General features: G+C 64.5%; 26 protein-coding genes. 15 read left to right on the plus strand and 11 right to left on the minus strand.

What is annotated here, in order from left to right:
- Nucleotides 1–25 precede the first annotated feature (25 nt).
- On the plus strand, nt 26–1156 hold the full coding sequence (gene nadA, locus AB4Y42_RS10295; protein WP_368687758.1) for a quinolinate synthase NadA: 1131 nt from the start codon (nt 26–28) through the stop codon (nt 1154–1156).
- Entirely contained in the window at nt 1157–2056 is a 900-nt protein-coding gene (gene nadC / locus AB4Y42_RS10300; RefSeq protein WP_368694101.1) for a carboxylating nicotinate-nucleotide diphosphorylase, read from the plus strand.
- Nucleotides 2057–2145: 89 nt separating this feature from the next.
- On the opposite strand, the gene nadB is transcribed toward nadC, so the two are convergent.
- From nadB to radC, 4 genes are all read right to left on the minus strand, one after another.
- Nucleotides 2146–3747: an L-aspartate oxidase gene (nadB, locus tag AB4Y42_RS10305; RefSeq protein WP_368694102.1), complete on the minus strand. Its 1602-nt coding sequence runs from the start codon at nt 3745–3747 to the stop codon at nt 2146–2148.
- A 270-nt stretch (nt 3748–4017) separates the two neighbouring features.
- Nucleotides 4018–4185 carry a 50S ribosomal protein L33 gene (rpmG, locus tag AB4Y42_RS10310; protein WP_027794136.1) on the minus strand — a complete coding sequence of 56 codons (168 nt, stop codon included), beginning with the start codon at nt 4183–4185 and terminating at the stop codon, nt 4018–4020.
- 10 nt (nt 4186–4195) lie between these two features.
- Nucleotides 4196–4429 carry a 50S ribosomal protein L28 gene (gene rpmB, locus AB4Y42_RS10315; protein ID WP_027794135.1) on the minus strand — a complete coding sequence of 78 codons (234 nt, stop codon included), beginning with the start codon at nt 4427–4429 and terminating at the stop codon, nt 4196–4198.
- A 256-nt stretch (nt 4430–4685) separates the two neighbouring features.
- The gene (gene radC, locus AB4Y42_RS10320; protein WP_368694103.1) at nt 4686–5510 is read right to left on the minus strand and encodes a DNA repair protein RadC; all 825 of its coding nucleotides are present in this window, start codon (nt 5508–5510) and stop codon (nt 4686–4688) included.
- A 189-nt stretch (nt 5511–5699) separates the two neighbouring features.
- Between radC and AB4Y42_RS10325 the strand changes: the two genes are divergently transcribed.
- From AB4Y42_RS10325 to AB4Y42_RS10355, 7 genes are all read left to right on the plus strand, one after another.
- Nucleotides 5700–6155, plus strand: a complete 456-nt coding sequence (locus tag AB4Y42_RS10325) for a peptidylprolyl isomerase (RefSeq protein WP_368694104.1) — start codon at nt 5700–5702, stop codon at nt 6153–6155.
- Between the two features lie 5 nt (nt 6156–6160).
- Nucleotides 6161–7132, plus strand: a complete 972-nt coding sequence (ispH, locus tag AB4Y42_RS10330) for a 4-hydroxy-3-methylbut-2-enyl diphosphate reductase (protein ID WP_368687680.1) — start codon at nt 6161–6163, stop codon at nt 7130–7132.
- A gap of 550 nt (nt 7133–7682) precedes the next feature.
- Nucleotides 7683–7985, plus strand: a complete 303-nt coding sequence (locus tag AB4Y42_RS10335) for a hypothetical protein (protein ID WP_368694105.1) — start codon at nt 7683–7685, stop codon at nt 7983–7985.
- A gap of 213 nt (nt 7986–8198) precedes the next feature.
- Nucleotides 8199–9149: a branched-chain amino acid ABC transporter permease gene (locus tag AB4Y42_RS10340; RefSeq protein WP_133185789.1), complete on the plus strand. Its 951-nt coding sequence runs from the start codon at nt 8199–8201 to the stop codon at nt 9147–9149.
- A 16-nt stretch (nt 9150–9165) separates the two neighbouring features.
- Nucleotides 9166–10335: an ABC transporter ATP-binding protein gene (locus AB4Y42_RS10345; RefSeq protein ID WP_368694106.1), complete on the plus strand. Its 1170-nt coding sequence runs from the start codon at nt 9166–9168 to the stop codon at nt 10333–10335.
- Nucleotides 10336–10350: 15 nt separating this feature from the next.
- A complete protein-coding gene (locus tag AB4Y42_RS10350) occupies nt 10351–11127 on the plus strand; it encodes an ABC transporter ATP-binding protein (RefSeq protein ID WP_069262747.1) in 777 nt (258 codons plus the stop codon).
- Nucleotides 11127–11843 (plus strand): ABC transporter ATP-binding protein, encoded by a 717-nt coding sequence (locus AB4Y42_RS10355; protein WP_112173207.1) that lies wholly within the window; start codon nt 11127–11129, stop codon nt 11841–11843. The genes AB4Y42_RS10350 and AB4Y42_RS10355 overlap by 1 nt, the downstream gene beginning before the upstream one ends.
- Before the next feature lie 96 nt (nt 11844–11939).
- On the opposite strand, the gene AB4Y42_RS10360 is transcribed toward AB4Y42_RS10355, so the two are convergent.
- From AB4Y42_RS10360 to AB4Y42_RS10370, 3 genes are all read right to left on the minus strand, one after another.
- Nucleotides 11940–12410 carry a GNAT family acetyltransferase gene (locus tag AB4Y42_RS10360; RefSeq protein WP_368687683.1) on the minus strand — a complete coding sequence of 157 codons (471 nt, stop codon included), beginning with the start codon at nt 12408–12410 and terminating at the stop codon, nt 11940–11942.
- Between the two features lie 18 nt (nt 12411–12428).
- On the minus strand, nt 12429–13613 hold the full coding sequence (locus tag AB4Y42_RS10365) for an acetylornithine transaminase (RefSeq protein ID WP_254316012.1): 1185 nt from the start codon (nt 13611–13613) through the stop codon (nt 12429–12431).
- 332 nt (nt 13614–13945) lie between these two features.
- A complete protein-coding gene (locus AB4Y42_RS10370; RefSeq protein ID WP_368694107.1) occupies nt 13946–14977 on the minus strand; it encodes a CDP-6-deoxy-delta-3,4-glucoseen reductase in 1032 nt (343 codons plus the stop codon).
- 121 nt (nt 14978–15098) lie between these two features.
- On the opposite strand from AB4Y42_RS10370, the gene AB4Y42_RS10375 reads away from it, so the two are divergent.
- On the plus strand, nt 15099–16181 hold the full coding sequence (locus AB4Y42_RS10375) for an NAD-dependent epimerase/dehydratase family protein (RefSeq protein WP_368694108.1): 1083 nt from the start codon (nt 15099–15101) through the stop codon (nt 16179–16181).
- Between the two features lie 34 nt (nt 16182–16215).
- Here the strand turns inward: AB4Y42_RS10375 and AB4Y42_RS10380 are convergent, their stop codons facing one another.
- Together AB4Y42_RS10380 and AB4Y42_RS10385 are read right to left on the minus strand one after the other, a co-directional pair.
- Nucleotides 16216–16404, minus strand: a complete 189-nt coding sequence (locus AB4Y42_RS10380) for a hypothetical protein (protein WP_042260822.1) — start codon at nt 16402–16404, stop codon at nt 16216–16218.
- Between the two features lie 155 nt (nt 16405–16559).
- Nucleotides 16560–17267: a pseudouridine synthase gene (locus AB4Y42_RS10385; RefSeq protein ID WP_368694109.1), complete on the minus strand. Its 708-nt coding sequence runs from the start codon at nt 17265–17267 to the stop codon at nt 16560–16562.
- A 254-nt stretch (nt 17268–17521) separates the two neighbouring features.
- Between AB4Y42_RS10385 and poxB the strand changes: the two genes are divergently transcribed.
- A complete protein-coding gene (gene poxB, locus AB4Y42_RS10390) occupies nt 17522–19240 on the plus strand; it encodes a ubiquinone-dependent pyruvate dehydrogenase (RefSeq protein WP_368694110.1) in 1719 nt (572 codons plus the stop codon).
- A gap of 21 nt (nt 19241–19261) precedes the next feature.
- On the opposite strand, the gene AB4Y42_RS10395 is transcribed toward poxB, so the two are convergent.
- Nucleotides 19262–19483: a hypothetical protein gene (locus AB4Y42_RS10395; protein ID WP_368687688.1), complete on the minus strand. Its 222-nt coding sequence runs from the start codon at nt 19481–19483 to the stop codon at nt 19262–19264.
- Nucleotides 19484–19634: 151 nt separating this feature from the next.
- Here AB4Y42_RS10395 and AB4Y42_RS10400 point away from each other — a divergent pair, with 151 nt between their 5' ends.
- From AB4Y42_RS10400 to AB4Y42_RS10415, 4 genes are all read left to right on the plus strand, one after another.
- A complete protein-coding gene (locus tag AB4Y42_RS10400) occupies nt 19635–20573 on the plus strand; it encodes a hypothetical protein (RefSeq protein WP_368694111.1) in 939 nt (312 codons plus the stop codon).
- 129 nt (nt 20574–20702) lie between these two features.
- Nucleotides 20703–21026, plus strand: coding sequence for a hypothetical protein (locus AB4Y42_RS10405; protein ID WP_368694112.1), 324 nt, complete (start codon nt 20703–20705; stop codon nt 21024–21026).
- Nucleotides 21027–21431: 405 nt separating this feature from the next.
- A complete protein-coding gene (locus tag AB4Y42_RS10410) occupies nt 21432–22172 on the plus strand; it encodes a hypothetical protein (RefSeq protein ID WP_368687691.1) in 741 nt (246 codons plus the stop codon).
- 656 nt (nt 22173–22828) lie between these two features.
- Nucleotides 22829–23479, plus strand: a complete 651-nt coding sequence (locus tag AB4Y42_RS10415) for a hypothetical protein (protein ID WP_368687692.1) — start codon at nt 22829–22831, stop codon at nt 23477–23479.
- Here the strand turns inward: AB4Y42_RS10415 and AB4Y42_RS10420 are convergent.
- Nucleotides 23363–23974 (minus strand): AAA family ATPase, encoded by a 612-nt coding sequence (locus AB4Y42_RS10420; RefSeq protein WP_368694113.1) that lies wholly within the window; start codon nt 23972–23974, stop codon nt 23363–23365. The two genes, AB4Y42_RS10415 and AB4Y42_RS10420, sit on opposite strands and share 117 nt — an antisense overlap.
- Nucleotides 23975–24032: the final 58 nt, after the last annotated feature.

Here is a 24032-nt window from a genome sequence, read left to right on the forward strand (position 1 = left end):
CGGCGATCGGTAGGGGCAGGAGATGATGAGTCAGGCGATCAGGAAGGTCGAATACGACCGGCCGCAGGGTGCCGTCTGCAGCGTTGGACAGGCTTGGGCACGCGTGCCCGATGCGCCGTCCACGGCAGAGCGCGTGGCATTGAAGGAGCGGATTCGCGCGTTGCTCAAGCGCGAGAAGGCGGTGCTTGTCGCGCACTATTATGTGGATGCCGAATTGCAGGAGCTCGCCGACGAAACCGGCGGCTGCGTGGCCGATTCGCTCGAGATGGCGCGCTTCGGCCGCGACCACGAGGCACAGACGCTCGTCGTGGCGGGCGTGCGCTTCATGGGCGAGACCGCGAAGATTCTGAGTCCGAACAAGCGCATTCTCATGCCCGACCTCGACGCGACCTGCTCGCTCGATCTCGGCTGCCCCATCGACGAATTCTCGGCGTTCTGCGACGAGCATCCGGACCGCACCGTGGTCGTCTATGCGAACACGAGCGCGGCCGTGAAGGCGCGCGCGGACTGGATGGTCACGTCGTCCATCGGTCTCGAGATCGTCGCCGACTTGCACGCGAAGGGCGAAAAGATTCTGTGGGCGCCGGACCGGCACCTGGGCAGCTACATCCAGAAGAAGACCGGCGCCGACATGCTGCTGTGGCAAGGCTCGTGCCTCGTGCATGACGAGTTCAAGGGCGTCGAGCTCGATCTGCTGCGCGCCGAATATCCGGACGCCAGGATTCTCGTCCACCCCGAATCGCCTGAAAGCGTCGTCGCGCTCGCGGACGTGGTCGGCTCGACCACGCAGCTGATCGACGCCGCCGTGAAGCTCGACGCGCAACGCTTCATCGTCGCAACCGATCTCGGCATTCTGCACAAGATGCGCCTCGCGGCGCCGGGCAAGACCTTCATCGAAGCGCCGACGGCCGGCAACAGCGCCACCTGCAAGAGCTGCGCGCATTGCCCGTGGATGGCCATGAACGGTCTGGCGAATCTCGCCGATGTGCTGGAGCGCGGTCACAACGAGATTCACGTCGACAGCGCGATCGGCGAGCGCGCGCGTCTGCCGATCGATCGCATGCTGGCGTTCGCGGCGGAGCACAAGCGCCGCGTGCAGGCGAGCGGCGACCTCGCGCGCGACACCGCGCTGTTCTCGCAAGTGGGAGCGGCGTAAATGGGCGCACTCGAATTGCTCGCAGTCGATGCCGTTGCGCCCGTGCTGGCTGAAGTGCGCGCGCAGTACGGCGCGGCGTTCGACGCCGCGATCGCACGCAACGTGGCGGACGCGCTCGCGGAAGACGTGGGCCCCGGCGACCAGACCGGCCGTCTCGTGCCCGCCGATGAAATGCGCGACGCGCGCATCATCGTGCGCGAAGACGCGGTGCTGTGCGGCGTGCTCTGGTTCGACGGCGTGGTGAAGCAGGTCGATCCGCGCATCGAAGTGCGCTGGCACTATCGCGAAGGCGAGCGCATGGCCGCCGACACGACCGTCTGCTCGCTGCGCGGTCCGGCGCGCTCGCTGCTCACGGCCGAGCGCAACGCGATGAACTTCCTGCAGCTGCTTTCGGGCGTGGCGAGCGTGACGCGCCGCTACGTCGACATGATCGCGCACACAAGCACGCGCATTCTGGACACGCGCAAGACGATGCCCGGCCTGCGCCTCGCGCAGAAGTACGCGGTGCGCGTGGGCGGTGGCGTCAACCAGCGTCTCGCGCTTTACGACGGCATCCTGATCAAGGAAAACCACATTGCTGCGGCAGGTGGCGTCGGCGCGGCGCTGGACGCAGCGCTCGCGCTCGATGCGGGCGTGCCGATCCAGATCGAAGTCGAGACGCTCGAGCAGCTCGACGCGGCGCTCGCGCACGGTGCGGAGTCGGTGCTGCTCGACAACTTCTCGTTCGACATGATGCGCGACGCGGTGAAGCTCACGGCGGGGCGTGCGGTGCTCGAAGTCTCGGGCGGCGTGAGTTTCGACACGGTGCGCACGATCGCGGAAACGGGCGTGGACCGCGTATCGATTGGCGCGTTGACGAAGGACGTGCGCGCGACGGACTTTTCGATGCGCATTGTCTGAAGCTGGCAACGCCCAGTTGAACCAGAACGAAAAAGGCCGCCTCGCGATGAGGCGGCCTTTGTTTTTGCGGCGCTTTTAATTCGTCCGGCTCATGAAACCGTGCGATTGCGTACGCGCTCCGGCGCGAGCACGGTCGGCAGCGCCTTGGGCAGCGAGTTCGGCCAGTCGCGGCTGTAGTGCAGGCCACGGCTCTCGCGGCGCGAGCGTGCGCTTTCCACGATCAGCGAAGCGACTTCGACGAGGTTGCGCAATTCCAGCAGGTCGCGCGTGACGCGGAAATTTGCGTAGTACTCGAGAATTTCATCGCGCAGCAGGGCGATGCGATGTTCGGCGCGCTCGAGCCGCTTGTCGGTGCGCACGATGCCGACGTAATTCCACATCAGCCGACGCAGCTCGTCCCAGTTGTGGGCCACGACGACTTCCTCGTCGGAATCGGAGACGCGGCTTTCGTCCCAGTCGGGCAGCGGCGCATGCGCGCCCGCACTGAACCCTTCCGCCTCGATCGCCTCGGCCGCCGAGCGGCCGATCACGAGGCACTCGAGCAGCGAGTTGCTCGCAAGGCGGTTCGCGCCGTGCAGGCCCGTGTACGACGTCTCGCCCACGGCGTAGAGGCCCGCGAGATCGGTGCGCCCGGCCAGGTCGGTGACGACGCCGCCACAGGTGTAATGCGCGGCGGGCACCACGGGAATCGGCTCCTTCGTGATGTCGATGCCGAATTCGCGGCAGCGCGCGAGGATGGTCGGGAAATGCTCTTCGAGAAACGCCGGCGGCTGATGGCTGATGTCGAGATGCACGCAGTCGATGCCGTGCTTCTTGATCTCGAAGTCGATCGCGCGGGCGACGATGTCGCGCGGCGCCAGTTCGGCGCGCGCGTCGTGCGCGGGCATGAAGCGGGTGCCGTCGGGCAGGCGCAGCACGCCGCCTTCCCCGCGCACGGCTTCCGAAATCAGGAACGACTTGGCGTGCGGGTGGAACAGGCAGGTGGGGTGGAACTGGATGAACTCCATGTTCGCCACCCGGCAGCCTGCGCGCCACGCCATGGCGATGCCGTCGCCGGTGGCCGTGTCGGGATTCGTCGTGTACAGGTAGACCTTACCCGCGCCGCCCGTGGCGAGCACCGTGTGCGGCGCCTGGATCGTCACCGTGCGGTCGTTTTTCAGATCGAGCGCATAGAGGCCGTGGCAGCGACGGCCCGGCAGACCCAGCCGGTCGGACGTGATGACGTCGATCGCCTGATGGTCTTCGAGGATCGTGATGTTCGGGTGCGAGCGCGCACGTTCGAGCAGCGTTTGCACGACCGCGTGGCCGGTGGCGTCGGCGGCGTGGATGATGCGGCGATGGCTGTGGCCGCCTTCGCGCGTGAGATGAAAGCCGAGCTCGGCGGCGGCGTCCTTCGTGAACGGCACGTCTTGGGCAATCAGCCATTCGATGGCCGCGCGGCCATGCTCGACGATGTAGCGCGTGGCTGCCTCGTCGCACAGGCCGCCGCCGGCGACGAGCGTATCGTCCACGTGGTTCTCCACGCTGTCGGCCGAATCGAGCACGGCGGCAATGCCGCCCTGCGCGCGGTCACTTGCACCTTCGGTCATCGCGCGCTTGGCGATGATCACGACGCGACGCGAACCGGCGAGATTCAGCGCGACGCTCAGTCCTGCGAGGCCGCTGCCGACGATCGCTACATCGAAATTCATGATCCTGCTTCTCCGTCTCTCTTGTTCTACGCTTTCTGGCCGCCGCGTTTGCCGCGGTCCTGCGCCGTCATGGCATATGACACGCGTATGGCAGCCGGTATAAAGCGGGAAGCATACTCCGAGAGAGGAGCGAACGGATAGCGCCAGTTTGGGCGCCGCCGTTAAAACACCGTTGCAGCGCGCGAACCGAGGCGGGGCGGGCGCGCAAAAAGAAAAACCCCGCTAAAAAGCGGGGTTTTTCTGTCTTCGTCAGGCTAGAAACCCGATCAATTACTTGATCTTGGTTTCCTTGTACTCGACGTGCTTGCGAACAACCGGGTCGAACTTCTTGATCGACATTTTTTCCGGCATGTTGCGCTTGTTCTTCGTGGTCGTGTAGAAGTGACCCGTACCTGCGGTCGATTCCAGCTTGATCTTGTCGCGGACGCCCTTGGCCATGATTTACTCCTTACAGTTCGCCGCGTGCGCGCAGGTCTGCGAGCACGGAATCGATGCCGTTCTTGTCGATCAGGCGCAGGCCTGCGTTCGAGATGCGCAGACGCACCCAACGGTTCTCGCTTTCAACCCAGAAACGGCGGTTTTGCAGATTCGGGAGGAAACGGCGCTTGGTTTTGTTGTTAGCGTGGGAAACGTTGTTGCCGCTCATCGGCGCTTTCCCAGTGACTTGGCATACACGTGCCATGAGACACTCCTACGGAAATTCTGAGTTCGAGAGCCGCTTAAGTTTCCCAGGCGAGAAATGGCCGGACCAAGAGCGCGCTCACGTATGGATGAGAGACAACCTCGAACCCAGGCCATATTTCCCCTGGAACGCCTCGATGGGCTTCGGAACAGGGTTGGAAATAGGCAAACCGTAATTCTAGCAGAAAAAGTCCTGGAAAATCAAACCCAATTTGCACATGGTGTTGTGTGCCGCCGCGCCTGGTGCTTGTGTCGCCTCAGCTCCAGCCTTGGCGCGCGAAGGAAAACGTCTCCCGGGTGCCGATGACCAGGTGGTCGATGAGTTGAACCTCCACGAGCGCCAGCGTTTCGCGCAACACCCGCGTGAGGCGCCGGTCGCTCGCGCTCGGCTGCACCGCGCCCGAAGGGTGATTATGGGCAACGATCAGGCTCGCGGCATTGAGCGTCAGCGCGCGCCGCACGATTTCGCGCGGATACACCGCCATGCGCGTGAGCGAGCCGCGCGAGCTTTCCTCTGTGCGGATCAGCCGATGGCGCGCGTCCAGAAAGAGGCAAACGAACACCTCGTGCGGCCGCCCGCCGATCAGGAGGCGCAAATAGTCCTCGACCGCACCGGGAGAGTCGACGAGCGGCTTGTCGTCGAGCGCCTGCGCGAGCGCCCGCCGCGCGAGTTCCGTCACCGCTTGCAGCATCGCGGCTTTTGCGGGCCCGATGCCGCGCAGGGCCTCGAATTCTTCGGGCGGCGCGTCGAGCATGGCGCGCAGCGAGCCGAATTGGGCCAGCAGCGTGCGCGCCACCTCGAAGACATCGTGGCCCGGCAAGCCGAAGCCGAGCAGGATCGCGAGCAACTCCACGTCCGAGAGCGCGGCGGCGCCGACCGAGCGCAGCCGCTCGCGGGGCATGTCGCGGCGTGGTGCCGCTGGCGCCGCGTTCTCGTGGGTCGAGACCGCAGGCGCTGCCGGAGCGGGGCGGGCGCCGCTGCGGGGGCCGCGCTCCGCGCAGTCCGGCCCGGGCAGGCGGACGGCGAGGGCGCCGCCGACGGTATCGGGCGCCGTATCCGGCATGCAGGCAGGTTCCCTCATGGCAATCTCCACAGACAAATAAGGCGTGCGCGGCGCGCGCGAGTGTGAGCGTTGGCAGTGCACAATCGTGCCGCGACCGCCTCGGCCAACTGGCTTACAATAGATGCTTTCCGGCCGCCCGAGGCAGGCCGGACCGGCGCCTTGCGGCGCGCACGCGCGAAGCGCGCGTTACGACGAAATGAGTTACGCATGAGCATCATCGACATCTCCGAAGTGAAATCCGGTTCCCACGTGACGCTGAATTACCGGCTTTCACTCGCCGATGGCACCGAAATCGTCAATACCTTTGTCGACCGTCCCGCCACCCTGCTGATGGGCGCCGGCCAGCTTGCGCCGCCGCTGGAAGAGATTCTGCAGGGCCTGAAGGTGGGTCACCACTCGACCTTTCAGCTAGAATCCGGCGTCGCTTTCGGCCAGCGCAACCCCGACCTGATCCAGCGCGTCTCGCTCAAGACCCTGCGCGAGAACGGCATGATCGGCGAGGAGTTCAGCCCGGGCGACCTGATCGAATTCAATGCCCCCAACGGCGGGCGCTACGCGGGTGTGCTCAAGGAAGTGAACGAGACCTCCGCCCTGTTCGATTTCAACCACCCGCTCGCTGGCCAGGCGGTTGCGTTCGAAGTGCAAATCATCGGAATCCTTTAAAGCCCATGACCAACACGGACACGTCCCTCATCGCAGAACTGGCCGACGCGGAAATCCTGCTCGCCCAGCCGCGCGGCTTTTGCGCCGGCGTCGATCGGGCTATCGAGATCGTCGAGCGCGCCATCCAGCTTCATGGCGCACCGATCTACGTGCGTCACGAGATCGTCCACAACGCCTATGTCGTCGAAGACCTGCGCAAGAAGGGGGCGATCTTCATCGAGCAGCTCGATGAAGTCCCGTCCGGCAACACGGTGATCTTCAGCGCGCACGGCGTCTCCAAGTCGGTGCGCGCCGACGCCGAGGCGCGCGGCCTGCGCGTCTACGACGCGACCTGCCCGCTCGTCACGAAGGTGCACGTGGAAGTCGCGAAGATGCGCGACGAAGGGCTCGACATCGTCATGATCGGGCACAAGGGGCATCCGGAAGTGGAAGGCACCATGGGGCAGGTGGCCGAGGGCATGTACCTCGTCGAAGACATTGCCGATGTCGAGGCGCTCAAGCTGCGCGACCCGCAGCGCGTGGCGTTCGTCACGCAGACCACGCTCTCGGTGGACGACGCCGCGGAAATCATCGCGGCGCTCAAGGCGCGCTTTCCGTCCATTCGCGAGCCGAAGAAGCAGGACATCTGCTACGCCACGCAGAATCGCCAGGACGCCGTCAAGTTCATGGCGCCGCAGTGCGACGTCGTGATCGTGGTGGGCAGCCCGAACAGTTCTAATTCGAACCGGTTGCGTGAAGTGGCCGAGAAGCGCGGCATTCCTGCCTATATGGTGGATGCGCCCGAGCAGATCGACCCCCAGTGGCTCGCCGGCAAGCGCCGGATCGGCCTGACGGCTGGCGCCTCGGCTCCCGAAGCGCTCGCTCAGGAGATCATTCGCCGCCTGCACGAACTTGGTGCGCGCAACGTGCGTGCGCTCGAAGGCATCGAGGAGAACATTGCATTCCCGTTGCCGCGCGGACTCGGTCAGCCAGGCTGACGCCTCCCGCACTCCGCGAGAACGCGCCCATGTGGCGCGTTTTTTTATGCCCGTGACAGATGCGGAATGCCAATAATAAGGGTCGCATGATGAGAAGAGGCAGGTTAACCTCACATTGGCCGGGTGCTCTTATTAGTGTTTTCTCTAGCGTGAGGGCCGAATTGCGTGGTGTGACCCCGAATATATGGGGCAATTGACACGCTTTCGACACGAATGCACCGCGCCGGAGCGGCATTATTATGCCCTCCCTTAAATATCCTTCATTTGAACCAATGCCCGCCCGACAAGGCATTGCGGCCATTATCTGCAACACATGATGCGAAGCATGTCGATTTTTGGTGCAACTGGTGCACGAAAATGCGGCGCAACCTGCGGTGCAACCCCTCTCGGGTGGTTATCTAAAAATATGGTTGCAATGCAGGAAAACCCTGCCGGCTCAACAATATTGCCCGTCGCATAATTGGCGTTACAATGCGCGCGTTCTGAAGGCTGGACATCCCATGAGAAGGCCATCAGGCAAGCATTTCGGAAGGCGCAGGAGACCTGATTAATGCAATTCAAGTCGGCTTTTGCCGCGTCATCGATCAATGCGGTTGCGCCCTGCCACACGTGGCACAGCCGCAATGTCGAGACGGGCACGAGCGCAACATCGATCATTTCTGGCATGCAGATTGCTTTTGCATGCACCGGCGTTGTCACGCCGGTTCGCCGCCTGGGCGCAACGGATCTCGCAGCTGAGATCCCGCAGTGCGCGGGTGGCCGGGGAGAGGGAGTCATGGCGTTTGACGCATTCGCGTTTGCCGGCCGCAAGGCTCGCCGCGAATACGCCAACGTGAATATGACGCGTAGTTGATTGAACCCGACGGCACCGAACCATCCGACGGTGCCGTTTTTGCATCCGCTTTTGGCGAGCCTGCCGCTGCAACACAGCGGCAACGCAAACCAGGGCGGCCAACCGTTACCGGTTTTTACTTCAATACCCGAAAGTGTCGTTGCGGTTCCGTAAAACATCGCCCACCGGCCGATGACGAGCGCGAATCCGGTTGCACGGGCTAAGGAGCATTAAATGGATATTTTCATCCAGCAGATCCTGAATGGGCTGGTGCTTGGCAGCATCTACGCCATCATCGCACTGGGCTACACCATGGTGTACGGGATTCTGGGCATCATCAACTTCGCGCACGGCGACGTGCTCATGGTAGGCGCCATGGTCGCGCTCTCCGCGATCAACGTGCTCCACAATCACTTCCCGGGCCTGGGGAACATCCCCACGCTGTGCATTGCGCTCGCGGTTGCCGCGGTCGTGTGTGCGGTCGTCGGGTACACGATCGAAAAGGTCGCGTACCGGCCGCTGCGCCGCGCGCCGCGCCTCGCGCCGCTGATCACCGCGATCGGGGTGTCGATCCTGCTGCAGACGCTCGCCATGATCATCTGGGGCCGCAATCCGCTCGCGTTCCCCCAGCTCATCTCGACCGATCCGATCAACGTCATCAAGCCCACTGAAACCGGCGTGGGCGCCGTGATCTCGATGACGGAAATCGTCATCATCGTCGTCGCGTTCGTCGTGATGGCGGGTCTCCTGCTCCTCGTGCACAAGACCAAGCTCGGCCGCGCCATGCGCGCCATCGCCGAGAACCCGAACAATGCCTCGCTGATGGGCGTGAACCCGAACTTCGTGATCTCGGCCACGTTCATGATCGGCTCGGCGCTCGCCGCGCTGGCCGGCGTGATGATCGCCTCGGAATACGGCAACGCGCACTTCTACATGGGTTTCATCCCCGGCATGAAGGCCTTCACGGCCGCGGTGCTGGGCGGTATCGGCAACCTCGGCGGCGCGATGGTCGGCGGCGTGGTGCTCGGCCTGATCGAGCAGCTCGGCGCAGGCTACATCGGCAACCTGACCGGCGGGGTGTTCGGCAGTAACTATCAGGACGTCTTCGCATTCATCGTGCTGATCGTCGTGCTCGTGTTCCGTCCGTCGGGGCTGCTGGGCGAACGTGTCGCGGACCGCGCATAAGAGGGAGTAACACAACATGACTTCAATTCAACCGATCGAGCCGTCGACGACGCTCATCCCCGAAAAGAACATGACGAAGACCCTCACGGTCGGCATCGTGACGGCCATCGTCGTGGCAGCGCTCCCCTTCGTGGTGGGCGCCGCGGGCGGCAACTACTGGGTGCGCGTGCTCGACTTCGCGATGCTGTACGTGATGCTCGCGCTGGGCCTGAACGTGGTGGTGGGCTTCGCCGGCCTGCTGGACCTGGGCTACATCGCGTTCTACGCGGTGGGCGCCTATGTCGCCGCGCTGCTCACGTCGCCGCACCTGACCACGCAGTTCACGTGGATCGCCAACATGTTCCCGGGCGGCCTGCACACGCCGTACTGGATCGTGATTCCGTGCGCCATGGCGCTCGCCGCGCTGTTCGGCGTGCTGCTCGGCGCGCCGACGCTGCGTCTGCGTGGCGACTACCTCGCCATCGTGACCCTGGGCTTCGGGGAAATCGTTCGTATCTTCATGAACAACCTCGACCGTCCGGTGAACATCACCAACGGGCCGCAGGGCATTACCGGCGTCGCGCCGCTGCAGGTGTTCGGCTTCAATCTCGCGCAGCCGCACGAGATCCTCGGCTTCACGTTCACGTCGGTCTACATGTACTACTACGTGTTCGTGATCTGCGCGCTGCTCGTGATCTGGGTGTGTACGCGTCTGCAGCACTCGCGTATCGGCCGCGCATGGGCCGCGATCCGCGAGGACGAAATCGCCGCCAAGGCCATGGGTATCAACACCCGTAACGTCAAGCTGCTCGCCTTTGCGATGGGCGCGTCGTTCGGCGGTCTGTCGGGTGCGATGTTCGGTGCGTTCCAGGGCTTCGTGTCGCCGGAATCGTTCACGTTCTGGGAATCGGTCGTCGTGCTCGCCTGCGTGGTGCTGGGCGGCATGGGCCACATCCCCGGCGTGATTCTCGGCGCCGTGCTGCTCGCCATTTTCCCCGAGTTCCTGCGCTCGACGATGGGCCCGCTCCAGCACATGCTGTTCGGCCACGAAGTCGTCGATACGGAAGTCATTCGCCAGCTGCTCTACGGCCTCGCCATGGTCGTCATCATGCTGTATCGCTCGGAAGGCCTGTGGCCGGCGGCGAAGCACGAAGACAAGATCGCGAAGATCGCCAAGCGCGCCAGCAAGAAGCCGGTTCGCGCATAACGGGGAGAACAGAATATGAGCAACAAAGCTATCCGCCTGTCCGTGAAGGGCGTGAACAAGCGCTTCGGCGGCCTGCAGGCGCTGTCCGACGTTGGCCTGCAGATCGAGGAAGGCACGATCTACGGCCTGATCGGCCCGAACGGCGCCGGCAAGACGACGTTCTTCAACGTGATTACCGGCCTCTACACGCCTGATTCGGGCGAATTCAAGCTCGACGGTACGGCCTACACGCCGACCGCCGTGTATCAGGTGGCGCAGGCCGGCATTGCACGTACCTTCCAGAACATTCGCCTGTTCGGCGGCATGACCGCGCTCGAGAACGTGATGGTCGGCCGCCACGTGCGCACGAAGCACGGCCTGCTCGGCGCCGTGTTCCAGACCCCCTCGGAGCGTCAGGAAGAGCGCGAGATCAAGGAACGCGCGATCGAGCTGCTCGAATACGTGGGCATCGCGCAATACGCGGACTACACCTCGCGCAACCTCTCGTACGGTCACCAGCGCCGTCTGGAAATCGCGCGCGCGCTCGCGACCGATCCGAAGCTGCTCGCGCTCGACGAGCCGGCAGCCGGCATGAACGCGACCGAGAAGGTCGAACTCACGCGCCTGCTCGACAAGATCCGCGCCGATGGCAAGACCATCCTGCTGATCGAGCACGACGTGAAACTGGTGATGGGCCTGTGCAACCGGATGACAGTGCTCGACTACGGCAAGGTGATCTCCGAAGGGCTGCCGCAAGACGTGCAGAAGGACCCGAAGGTGATCGAGGCATATCTGGGTGCGGGGGTTCACTGATGTCGACATCGGTTCTGAAAATCAAGGGTCTGCAGGTCAACTACGGCGGGATCCAGGCAGTCAAGGGCGTGGACATGGAAGTTCGCCAGGGCGAACTCGTCACGCTGATCGGCGCGAACGGCGCGGGCAAGACCACGACGATGAAGGCCATCACGGGTCTGAAGCCGTACTCGGCTGGCGACATCGAGTACATGGGCCAGTCGATCAAGGGCGTGCCCGCGTATGAACTGCTCAAGCGCGGCCTCGCGATGGTGCCGGAAGGCCGCGGCATCTTCGCGCGCATGTCGATCCTCGAAAACATGCAGATGGGCGCGTACCTGCGCAGCGACAACGACGGCATCCAGAAGGACGTCGAGCGCATGTTTGGCTTCTTTCCGCGCCTGAAGGAACGCGCCACGCAGCTCGCAGGCACGCTCTCCGGCGGCGAGCAGCAGATGCTGGCCATGGCGCGCGCGATCATCAGCAAGCCGAAGCTTCTGCTGCTCGATGAGCCTTCGATGGGTCTCTCGCCGATCATGGTCGAGAAGATCTTCGAAGTGGTGCGTACGATCTCGTCGGAAGGCATCACGGTGCTGCTCGTGGAGCAGAACGCACGCCTTGCGCTGCAGGCGGCCAATCGCGGCTACGTGATGGACTCGGGTCTCGTGACGATGGAAGGCGAGGCCAAGCAGATGCTCGACGATCCGAAGGTGCGTGCCGCGTACCTGGGCGAGTAAGCTGCATCGCGTTGCGGTCCTTGCGGCCGCATAAAAGACAAAAGCCGCATGGGTGCGAACCCATGCGGCTTTTTTCATGGCATCGATCGGTCAGGCTCAGGCGAGCGCTTCGGACTCCTGCACGGCGAGCCGCTTGCCGAGGCTCACCACGGCATCGGCGCGATAGCCGAGCCGCTCGTAGAACGCGAGCACCTCGGCCTTGTCGGTGAGCACCTGAAGGTTGAGCTTGAGGCATCCCAGCGCGGCGAGCGCGTTTTCCGCATGGCGCACGAGCCGCGTGCCGAGGCCGTGGCGCCGCGCTTCGGGCGCGACGGCGACCGAGTAGAGCCAGCCGCGATGCCCGTCGTAACCGGCCATGGCCGTGCCGACGAGCGCGCCGTCGACGTCGCCGCCGTCGCGAACAGCAACGAAGAACAGCTCCGGCTGCGTGCCGAGCTTGTTCGCGATCGACAGACGCGGATTGCGATGCGGGCGGCTCGCGTCGTTGTACTCGGGAAACGCCTGCAGCCAGAGCGCGATCACCGCGTCGGTATCGGCTTCGCTGAACACGCGGATCGTGACGGACATCGCTCGTGCTCCGTCTGGTTACAGCGAGTCCAGGATCGTGCGCAGCATCGCCATCATCTGGTCGATTTCCTGCGTCGTCACGTTCAGCGCCGGCATGAAGCGCAGCAGGTTCGGGCGCGCGGCGTTGAGCAGCAGGCCGTCCGGCTGCATGAGGCGCGCCTTCTCGACGATCTCCGGGCCGATGTCCTTGCCGAGCAGCAGCGCGCGCAGCAAGCCTTCGCCACGCTCGCCCTGGAAGCCGCGTTCGGCCGAAAGCTCGAGCAGCTTTTCGCGCAGGTACTCGCCGCGGGCACGCACGCCTTCGAGGAAGCCGGGCGCAACCAGTTGCGAGATCACCGAATAGCCCACGGCGGTCATCAGCGGGTTGCCGTTGTACGTGCCGCCCTGATCGCCCGCTTCGAACACGGCGATTTCCTTCTTCGCGAGCAGCGCCGCGAGCGGCACGCCGCCGCCGATGCCCTTGCCGAGCGTCATGATGTCCGGCTCGATGCCCGAGAGTTCGTAGGCGAAGAGGGTGCCCGCACGGCCGCAGCCGCTCTGCACTTCGTCGACGATCAGCAGGATGCCGTGCTTCTTCGTGAGCGCGCGCAGTTGCTGCATGAATTCGCGCGTGGCGGGAATCACGCCGCCTTCGCCCTGGATCGGTTCGAGCATCACGGCGACGGTCTTCGCGTTGATGAGCTTCTCGACCGAGGCGATGTCGTTCAGGTCGGCCTTCGGGAAGCCCGGCACTTGCGGTGCGTAGATCGTGTCCCAGCCCGGCTTGCCGCTCGCCGACATGGTCGCGATCGTGCGGCCGTGGAAGCTGTGGTCGAACGTGATGATCTCGTAGGCGCCGTCACGATGCTTCTTGCCCCACTTGCGCGCGAGCTTGATCGCGCCTTCGTTGGCTTCGGCGCCGCTGTTGGCGAAGAACACCTTGTCGAAGCAGCTGTGCTCGGTGAGCAGGCCTGCGAGCTTCGCCATCGGCTCGTTGTAGAAGGCCGGCGACGGGTTGATGAGCAGGCGCGACTGCTTTTCCAGCGCCTCGATCATGCCGTCGTTGCAGTGCCCGAGGCTGTTGACGGCCCAACCCTGGATGAAGTCCAGGTATCGCTTGCCTTCGTTGTCGTAGAGCCACGACCCCTTGCCATGCGTGAAAACGATTTCGGGCCGGTTGGTGATGTACATCAGCGACTCGATCGGGTACTCGGAATAATTCATGGCAACGGGCTCCGCGTTGGGGCTGCACAAGGGTTGAAGACGATACGGCGGAAAAACAAAAAGCCACGGACTGGCCGTGGCTTTCGTGATTCGAACTTGCTGTGCGTTGAGAAGTGCAACGCGCGTCCGCGAGTAGCCAGGCCCTAAAGATGGGGCGAGCGGCGACGTCGAAGGGCGGACAGGATGCAGTTCATGGGCGCAAGAATACGACAAGCCGAATGGCGATGTAAACCATCAATGTGCCGAATTTATCCAGGCGGCCGAAGAATTTTTCGTGACGGCTGCCCGGCGGGGCGATGCATTGCATACGCAACGACCCGCTCGGGCCGGCTTCAGACGGCGTTCGCGAGGTCCGCGGCGCTCGTGAACGAGTCCGCGTAGAACTCGTCGTCGGGCAGGCCGTGGTGCTGCGTGAAGTCGCGCTGCGCGGACTCCACCATCACCGGCGCGCCGCACGCATAGACCTGGTGGCCCGACAGATCGGGCAGATCCTCGATCACGGCGCGGTGCACGAAGCCCGTGCGGCCGGTCCAGCTGTCGCCGGCGGCGGGCTCGGAGAGCACCGGCACGAAGCGGAAGTTCGGGATCTCATTCGCCCATTGCTCGGCGAGATCCATCAGGTACAGGTCCTTCTTCTGGCGCGCGCCCCAGTAGAGCGTCATCGGGCGGTTCAGGTTCTTGTGGACCGCGTGCTCGACGATCGCCTTGAGCGGCGCGAAGCCGGTGCCGGAGGCGAGCAGCACGATCGGCTTATCGGAATCCTCCCGCAGGAAGAAGGTGCCGAGCGGCGCTTCGAAGCGCAGGATGTCGCGCTCCTTCATCTGCGAGAAGACGTGGTCGGTGAACTTGCCGCCCGGCATGTGGCGGATGTGCAGCTCGATCGGGCCTTCCTCGTGCGGCGCGCTCGCCATCGAGTAGCTGCGGCGCGTGCCGTCCTTGAGGATGAATTCGAGGTACTGGCCGGCCAGATACTGCAGGCGCTCGTTGGCGGGCAACTGCAGCTTGAGGACGACGACGTCGTCGGCGCGGCGCTCGATGGCGGCGATGCGGGTAGGCAGCTTGCGCACCTGCACGTCGCCCACGCCCGCCACTTCGCGGATATCGACTTCGAGGTCGGTTTGCGCCGTCGCACAGCAGAAGAGGGCCATGCCGCGCGTTCTTTCGTCATTGGAAAGCGCCGAAGCCGCGTGGGCGCGCTGCTCCACTTCGCCGTTGCAGACCGTGCCCTTGCACGAGCCGCATGCGCCGTTCTTGCAGCCATAAGGCAGGCCGATGCCCTGACGCAGGGCCGCGTTGAGAATGGGTTCGTCGGGCTCGACCTGGAATTGCCGGCCGCTTTGCTTGAGCGTTACGTTGAAAGCCATATTCAGGGAAGCGTAAGTCTGTATCCGAGGGTTGATTCCGGGCGCGGGTCGCTTTGGTCAGGTCGCCGCGTTTGCTTGCCGGCCTTCGCCGCGAGGCCCGGGCCGCTAAAATGGTTCCACCATGATTGCCACACGAACCTTGCGCCGTGCGCGCATCCTGATTGTCGGTTGCGGCGACGTCGGCCTGCGCGGCGTCGCCCAGTTGCGCGAGCGGCCGGACCGCGCGCGCGTATTCGCGCTCGCGCGCCGTGCCGAGCGCGCAGACGCGGTGCGGGCCGCGGGTGCAACGCCGGTGCGCGGCGACCTCGATTCGCGCACGAGTCTCGCGCGCATCGCGGGCCTGGCAGGCACCGTCCTGCACCTCGCGCCCCCGCAAAAATCCGGCGACGACGACCTGCGCACGCGCCGCCTGATCGCAGCGCTCGCGGCGCGGCGTCGCGCGGTGTCGCGGCCTGCGCTGGCGGGCGTGGCGCCGCGCGCCTTGCGGCCCCCATTGCATTGCCTCGTGGACCGCATGCGCCGCAGCGCTGTCGGCGATGCCGCAGCCTTTGGAGCATCCGTCATTGTACCCGAGCGCATCCGGCGGTTTTCCCGCGGCCGGCGCAGGCGCCTCGCACGCCCGAGGCTCGTCTACGCAAGCACGACGGGGGTGTACGGGGATTGCGGCGGCGCGCGCATCGACGAAACACGCACGGTGCAGCCCGCCAACGCCCGCGCCATCCGCCGGGTGTCGGCCGAACGGCAACTGCGCCGCGCCACGGCGCGCGGCGCGCTCAGCGCCACGATCGCGCGCATTCCCGGCATTTACGCGGCGAACCGCCTGCCGCTGGCGCGGCTGGAGAAGCGCACGCCGGCGCTCATCGCGAGCGACGACGTCTACACGAGCCACATCCACGCAGACGACCTCGCGGCGATTCTCCTGCGCCTCGCGACGCACGGCCGCCCGGGGCGCACGATCCACGCGACAGACAACAGCGAACTGAAGATGGGCGAGTATTTCGACCGCGTAGCCGATGCCTTCGGCCTCGCGCGCGCCCCACGCGTGAGCCGCGCCGAGGCCGAGCGCGAACTCGAGCCGGTCTTGCTGTCGTTCATGCGGGAGTCGAGACGGCTCGCCAATACGCGCCTCAAGCGCGAACTGCGCGTGCGTTTGCGTTATCCCGACGTAGATGCGTTCTTGCGCACGCTGCCGCCGCACCCGTGACTGCGGGCGGGCGGCGCGGCGCAAAGCGTGCCGTTCACGTGATGGCCGGCAGCGCTTCGAGCAGGAGGAAGCACAATAGCGCTCCGATGAGCGCCCCGATGAGGTTCGGATGATACTGATGTCGCATATGCATCGACGCGAGCAGGCCCCCAATCAGAACCGCCCCTAGCGCCATGAAGGCCATCAACACGAATGAAATTTCGAATGAGCCGTTGATGATCATGATGCCCCTCCTTGCAACTTGTAATCGTTCTTGAGACGAGTATAGGGCGGAAGCTCGGCAAGGACATGCTGCGGCGCGGCGAAAACGATGCCTGTTTGCAAGCATCGGTGTGTCAACGCACTGAGCGGCGGGTGCCCGCGCCGCCCGGTGGTGGTTTACCCGTTGTTGCGCAACGCGTCGAGCGCCGCGGCGTCGAGCCATTGCCAGGCGCCCGGTGCCAGACCGGCGGGCAGGGAAAAGCCGCCGATGCGCTCGCGGTGGAGCGCCTCGACGCGGTTGCCGGCCGCGGCCACCATCCGTTTGACCTGATGATATTTGCCTTCGAGCACGGTCAGCTCCAGCTCGTGGTCCGTACGTGCGTGGGCGGCGACGGCGGCAATCGGCTCGCGCTCGCCGTGCAGCAGCACGCCTGCACGCAGGGCATCGAGCTGGGTGTCGTCGAGCGGATGGCGTGTACTCGCCACGTAGACCTTCGGCACCTTGCGTTTGGGCGACGTGAAGGCGTGGACGAACTGGCCATCGTCGGAAAGCAGCAGGAGGCCGGTCGTATCCTGATCGAGGCGGCCCACGCACTGCACGTTGCGCTGCGCGAACTGCGGCGGCAGCAGATGAAACACGCTCAGGTGATGCTGCGGATCGCGCGAGCACTCATAGCCCGCGGGCTTGTTGAGCGCAATGTAGGCGCGCTCGTGAAACGGCCACGGCGTGCCGTCCACGCTGAAGACGAGGCCGGCCGTGTCGAACGTGGCGAGCGGGTCGCTGCAAGGTTCGCCCGCAACGGCGACCCGCGCGTCGGCGATGAGCGCGCGGCATTGGCGGCGTGAGCCGAAACCCTGGGTGAAGAGGATGCTTTCGAGATTCATGACGGACGGCGGACAGCGTAGAGCCGGCTATTTTATCCGTGGCGACGTGGTCCGCGCCGCCGTGCCCGCCGCCTGTCCGCTTCGCACGGCTTGACCGCGTATTTCGGGCGGATGGCGTAACGTAACGCAGGGCATTCGCAGGTCCGGCGCAGTGGCAGGCCCCGGACGCCTGAATCCTTGCCCCCACATTTCTTCTCGCGCAGCGCCCGGCCCCGGTGCGCGCGCTGCGCCATACGGCTCACGTGGAGAACACCATGGCGAAGACAATCGCGGATCATCTGGCGAAAACGCTCGAGGCAGTCGGCGTCGAGCGCATCTGGGGCGTGACCGGCGACAGCCTGAACGGCTTGTCGGCGAGCCTGCGCAAGCTCGGCACGATCCGCTGGATGCACACGCGGCACGAGGAAGTCGCCGCCTTCGCGGCGGGCGCCGAGGCAGCGGCGACCGGCCGACTCGCGGTGTGCGCGGGCAGTTGCGGGCCCGGCAACCTGCATCTCATCAACGGTCTTTACGACTGCCATCGCAACCGCTCGCCGGTGCTCGCGATCGCGGCGCACATTCCCTCGACGGAAATCGGCCTCGGCTATTTCCAGGAGACGCACCCGACCGAACTCTTCCGCGAGTGCAGCCACTACGTGGAACTGGTGACGAATGCCTCGCAGTTCCCGCGCGTGCTCGACACCGCGCTGCGCACCGCGATCGACCAGAAGGGCGTCGCCGTGATCGTGCTGCCCGGCGACGTGGCGCTTCTGGACGCATCCGACGAGGAGCCGGCATGGGCCCAGGCGGCGCGTCCGGCGACCTTGCCTTCGTCGGCGGATATCGACCGGCTCGCCGAGCTGCTCAATCGCTCCGAGGCGGTGACGCTCCTGTGCGGTAGCGGCTGCAAGGGCTCGCATGACGAAGTGGTGGCCTTCGCGGACGCGCTCGGCGCGCCGACGGTGCATGCGCTGCGCGGCAAGCAGTACGTCGAATGGGACAACCCCTACGACGTGGGTATGACCGGACTGATCGGCTTCAGCTCGGGCTACCACGCGATGATGTCGTGCGACACGCTCGTCATGCTCGGCACCGACTTCCCGTATCGCAACTTCTATCCGCAGCACGCGAATATCGTGCAGATCGACCGCGACGCGGCCGCGCTCGGCAAACGCGCGCCGCTCGCGCTCGGGCTCATCGGCGATGTACGCGAGACGTTGCGCGCGCTCACGCCGAAGCTCACGCGCAAGACCGACCGGCGCTTCCTCGAGCATGCGCGCGAGCACTACGCGAACGCGCGCAAGGGGCTCGACGAACTCGCGCGCCCGGCGGCCGCCGGCAAGCCGCTGCATCCGCAGTATGTGGTGGCGCGTCTCGACGCGCTCGCCGAGGACGACGCCATCTTCGCGGTCGACGTTGGCACGCCCACGCTGTGGGCCGCGCGCTACCTGACGATGAACGGCCGGCGCCGCCTGCACGGCTCGTTCAACCACGGCTCGATGGCGAACGCCATGCCGCAGGCGCTCGGCGCGCAGGCAGCGCATGCTGGGCGCCAGGTGGTCTCGCTCTCCGGTGACGGCGGTCTTTCGATGCTGCTGGGCGACATTCTCACCGCGCGCCAGCTTGACCTGCCGATCAAGATCGTTGTCCTGAATAACAGCTCGCTCGGTTTCGTCGCCATGGAGATGAAGGCAGGCGGCTACGTGGAGACGGGCACCGATCTGGCGGCCACCAACTTCGCGGATATCGCGCAAGGCGCGGGTCTCTTCAGCGTGCGCGTCGAGACGTCCGAAGCGCTCGATGAGGCGTTGCGCGCGGCGTTCTCGCACGCAGGGCCGGCGCTCGTCGACGTGGTGACGACGAAGCACGAACTGGCCATGCCGCCGAAGCTGCAGTGGGCGCAGGCGAAAGGGTTCAGCCTCTATATGCTGCGTGCGGTGCTGAGCGGGCGCGGCGACGAGGTGGTGGAGCTGGCGCAGACGAATTTGCGCTGAGGCGCGTGCGGCAGACCTGCGTCAGTCGGTGATCGAGACGCAGGTGCTGTCCTCTGGCCAAGTGCGAAATTCATCGACCCGGCCCGCGCGCACGTCGAGCAGCAGCCGCTCCAGCGCTTCGAGCCTGGCGGATCGGTCTGCGCTCGAGCGGATCAACGTTGCGGCGGCGCGTCCGGAGACGGACTCGTGGGCCTCGATGAGGATGCGTATGGCTTCCTCTCGCGTCATGAAAATGCGGTCCATCGTGCGCTCCCGGTTTGCTATCTCAATAACTTCGACAACGATAGCAGCGGGGCGCGGCACGCCGTGCGGCATCCGCAGGACGCTTGATCTTCGTCCAAACAAGGGCGTGCCGGCTTCGGGCCGGCAACAAAAAACCCGCGAAGCGTTGAGCTTGCGCGGGTTTCAGGATTCCGGCGGATATTGCCGGAAAGCATTCTGGTGCCTCGGGCATTGGGCCGCGAAGAACGAAAGCCAGAAGCATCTCCAGACGTGGGCGAAGATGTGGCGCGCGTCGCAGACGGGCGATGTCGAGGCGATGGGCCAGCACGCGATGGACCTCTACAACGAATTCGCGGACGGCACGACGGCGACCTCGCGCGAAGTCGTGAAGGACAAGGTCGGCAACGTGACGGGCTTCAACGTGAAGCTCAAGAACGACGTCACGCGCGAGGAGCGCTCGACGTTCATCGGCAAGGACCAGATGATGAGCATGGGCCTGGCCGCGCTCTCGCCCCCGCAGATGTTCGAGGCCGCGTACAAGGCGCAGCAGACGAAGGACGCCGCCGCCGCGAAGGCCGCCGGGAAGGTTGGCGAGGCGCGGCTCAAGCTCGCGGGCGACCTCGCGGTGGAGAACGCACGGCAGGGCGGGCGCGTGGCGCTGCAAACGCAGAAGGCCAGCAACGACATCGCGCGCGACACGAACAAGAGCAAGCTGGACGCGCAGAACCGCAGCAACACGGTTGCGGACGAGCTTGGCGCGAAGGTAGACGCTCTACGCGCGGCCGGCTACTCCGACCAGCAAATCCGCGACGCGCTGCCGCGGATGCTCGGCGCAAACGAGTTCAAGCGCGGCTTCTCGCCGGAAGAGACCCGCCGACAACTCACCATCGAAATGTCCAAGGATGCCTCGTTCAGCCTCCAGCCCGCCGAGAAGAAGCGCAAGGCTATCGACGACGCGATGAACACCATCTATGGGAACGGTGAGTCGAGTGCTCGCGGTGGTGCCGGGGGGCGACCGGCACGACTGACAACCCGTTCAAGGGGGGGCAACCCGGCGAAGAAAGGCCTGCCGTACCTCGACACGAAGACGGGGCACGTGATCTACCGTTAGTTTGCGATAGTTTCGGGCGCGTCGTTTCCGCGAACGACGCTCCTCCCACGAGACAAATCAGGAGGATGGCGCCACAATTGAGCAACCACCCATCACATCCGCAACCGTCGGTGATTGGCAACGCGAGCTATGAAATTCATTGAGCGCCACCCCAAGTTATCCACAGTCGCATTGCTAATCGGCTCCTTCATCGTGCTCTATCCGGCGTTCGCGCATCTAGCCGATAGAGGCAAACTTATCGACCGCAACACGGAGGCCCGCATCGCCGCGCACTGCGCTGAAACCGTTGAGGGTATTCGCGGCATCGATGCGCAGGCAAACGTATACCAAGCGTGTTTCAACAGCACGTGGCAGACCGTCGAACGCCTGCTGACATCGCGCGAGTACGGCGAGCAGTGGGCGCGCGAGAGCGATGGCGATGGGTTCAGTCCGGGCGTGAGCCGCTACTGGTAGTACTCCATGAATGACGCTCATCTGGATCTCGCGCATCGCCTATGGATGGCGCGATTGACGATAGTGGTTTCGCAATCAAACCATTGCGGGAAGATGCAACCAGAGATTGATTGCGGGCAGTTGGCGCGTTGGGCTTCCCTCGCTATCGTTAGTGCGTCGCTGAAACAACAGCGGCCGGGCGTGGAAACCCGATGTCACAAAGGCGGACGAGCCGCCGCGACTGCGGCTATTTTTTCGTCTGCGCTACGCTCTGCGCGTCAATTTTCAATGGCGGGTCGGGCGAGGGCCAGCTTCGGCTGGGCCGGTTTCCTTTGTGGCCGGTTTTCCACCCCTCGTCGTCAGGCCCGCCACCCCTCATGTGGAAATGAGCGGCGGGCCTCCTCAAAACACAAAGGAGTCCGCCGTATGCATAACGCCGACGCTGTCGATACAACCCGCCCCCGAAAGGGTTGCCATCCGTTCAGATACAAGGACAACGCCCTTGGCCTAGAACGCCTGCCCTTCGTTGCCGGACCACGCTCCGCGGTTGCTGCGCCCTATTGGGGTGTTCCGACAACGTGTCATGGCGACGATGCTTTCGAGGTTGGTGCCGCGATGGCTGATGCGTACCTGAAGCATCTCCGTGAGGACACGGATGATTGCCCCGTCAGCGACCTGGCAAACATCGTTGAGTCGTTCCTGATGCGTTTCGAGCAGGAAGGCGGACGGGCAATGCCGGGCCTCGGGTGTAGCGCGCAGAGCGAGAGTTTCGGAAGCCTCCGCCAGCAATGCGCCGGGTTCTTCGGCACGCTCGACGCGTGGCTCACTCTAGCGGCGAAGGACAGCGCGAGCTACCTCGATGCTCTCACCGAGGACATGATTGTTCAGAGGGCTAACCGTGCAATGCACGGCTCGTTGCGGCAAATCGAAGTGGTGATAGAGCGACGACCAAACGGGGTAGATCTGTACGTGTCGTCCGCTGTGAGGTTCGCGGCGCCCTTCGTGCCCGTCGACGCTACGCCCCTTGACCTTGACGACGCGCGGGTGCGCGAATTCCTGTTCGCTGGCGCCGAGCGCTCGGGGTTCGATATCCCGGTGGACAGCGATATGGACGGCTACGTGGGGGATGACGGCGACGAAACCCACATCCGCATGTGGTTGAAGTAAGACATTGGCGGGGACACGCGCGAGAGGCTGCGCGTAGCTATGCGCGTGCACCCATCGCGCACGCTGAGACTGATGCCTACGTGCCCGCACGCGCGATTCGCCCGGTAGGTATCTGCCCCCCACTGGGGGCGAGCGTGGCTCCCTCGAAAAACCACGCCACATTGGTGGTGACGCCCGCATCCTATCAATGAACCCGGCGCAACGACGAGTTGCGCCTTGAACCGCGCCCCTCTTCTTCGTGCCCTTCCCGGTAACAATGAGAGCGATGCGGGAGGTAAAGCAATCGTAAGCGATTCGAAGTCGTTACGCGCGGTATTACTTGGGAATGGCGAATTTCGGCTCTATCGTGCGCGCCCGAAACGCTGCCTGCAGCCTGATCCGTATCCTGTCTGGCAATGCGGCCGAACCTTTCTGGCTTGTGGCTGTGCCCGGCGTCATTTCGGAGCAGAGGCAACGATGAACAATTGGGACCTTTCGCAAAGCGCGTCAAAGATCGATTTGACACACTGTACGGCAGCAAGGGGGCGAAGCATGCCGCCGGCACGTACTCTTATCCATCGTGGAAGGCCTTTTTCCCAAGGGCGCCAGGAATTGAGGAAATACGTGCGTACGATGCCCGGGCAATTCGGTGCACCGCGGCGACCTATGAGCGCGCGATGCTTATCCTCGACGCGACATGCAAGGCGGCTCGCTCTCGCGGTTTCGATATTTCGATGGGATGGCGGTGCACGCGGATCGACCTTTCCCGGGACGGTGCGGCCTCAGGCTTGCGCATTGTTGAGCCGAGTTTCCGCGCGAACACAAGCCTCCTCTCGGAGGCCGAACGAAGGTCGATCAGTGGCGCCGGAACGATTGGTACCGGATGGCTTGAACTGCTGCTCAATGAGCACTCCGACGCGCGGTTGCAATTCAAAGAGAAGTCCAGTATTGCTGGTCTGATCGAGCGCCTTCCCGAGGTGATGTCGAAACTTGAGACGTCTCACGCTGTAATGGTCGCCTTCTGGGAAAAGAGGCGCCGTACCGATCTGGCTTTCGAGGCGGCTCATGTGGAGCGTCAGCAAGCGGATCGCGAACTTGCGGCGGAGCGCGCGCGGCGCGACAAGTTAATCGAAAACGCTCAGAAGTGGCACGCTGCCCGCGTGGTTCGGGAGTACGTTGCGGCGATGGAGGCAAACGTGTCACCGAAGAATCTAGCGGCACACGCCGAATACAATCGCTGGCGCGATTGGGCACTCGGTATCGCAAACAACCTCGAATTGCGAGCCCAGTTCGTACCACAATCCGGCGACGATGGCGCGCGTGCGTGATGTTTTCGCTGCCGGCGGGTTGCGCGGGGAGCACGGTCGTTGCCTGGTCGAGATTCTTCGAGGCGCTCGATAGCGGCGCCCTGTCGGCAGTCGAGAGCACGCGTGCTGGCTGTGATGCAGCAACCTTGGCCTCAAGCTCGCGCCAACGTTCCACGAGGCGCCCGGTGAACTCGGGCGAAAGCTGCGCGACGATGACGTAGCTATCGCGCTTGCCGATTTGGTACTCGTGCGCGGGCCGATTGAGGTTGTCGCGGTATTCCTCCAACGGAGGAAGATCAATAACGCCGCGCTCGGCAACCTGATAAGCCGTCTCTGGGCTTGTGGATGCAGAGACGCCTCGACTTCATCAATAAGTAGAAGGGAATACTGGGGGATTCCTTGAAGCACTCGGAAAAGATCGAGTGTGGCGTCTTCGCCGGCTCCTTTGTGAAACTGAGAGACTTCCCCGCATTCCCTTTCGAGCAACCCTACCTGTCGGCGGGCAGCATGGTCCACAGGTGGTTGCTACCACTATCCCTGCTATTCGTGCTATTGATCGCGGTCCAACCGGGCA

Origin of the sequence: Paraburkholderia sp. EG286B (assembly GCF_040965655.1) — a bacterium.
GTDB lineage: Bacteria > Pseudomonadota > Gammaproteobacteria > Burkholderiales > Burkholderiaceae > Paraburkholderia.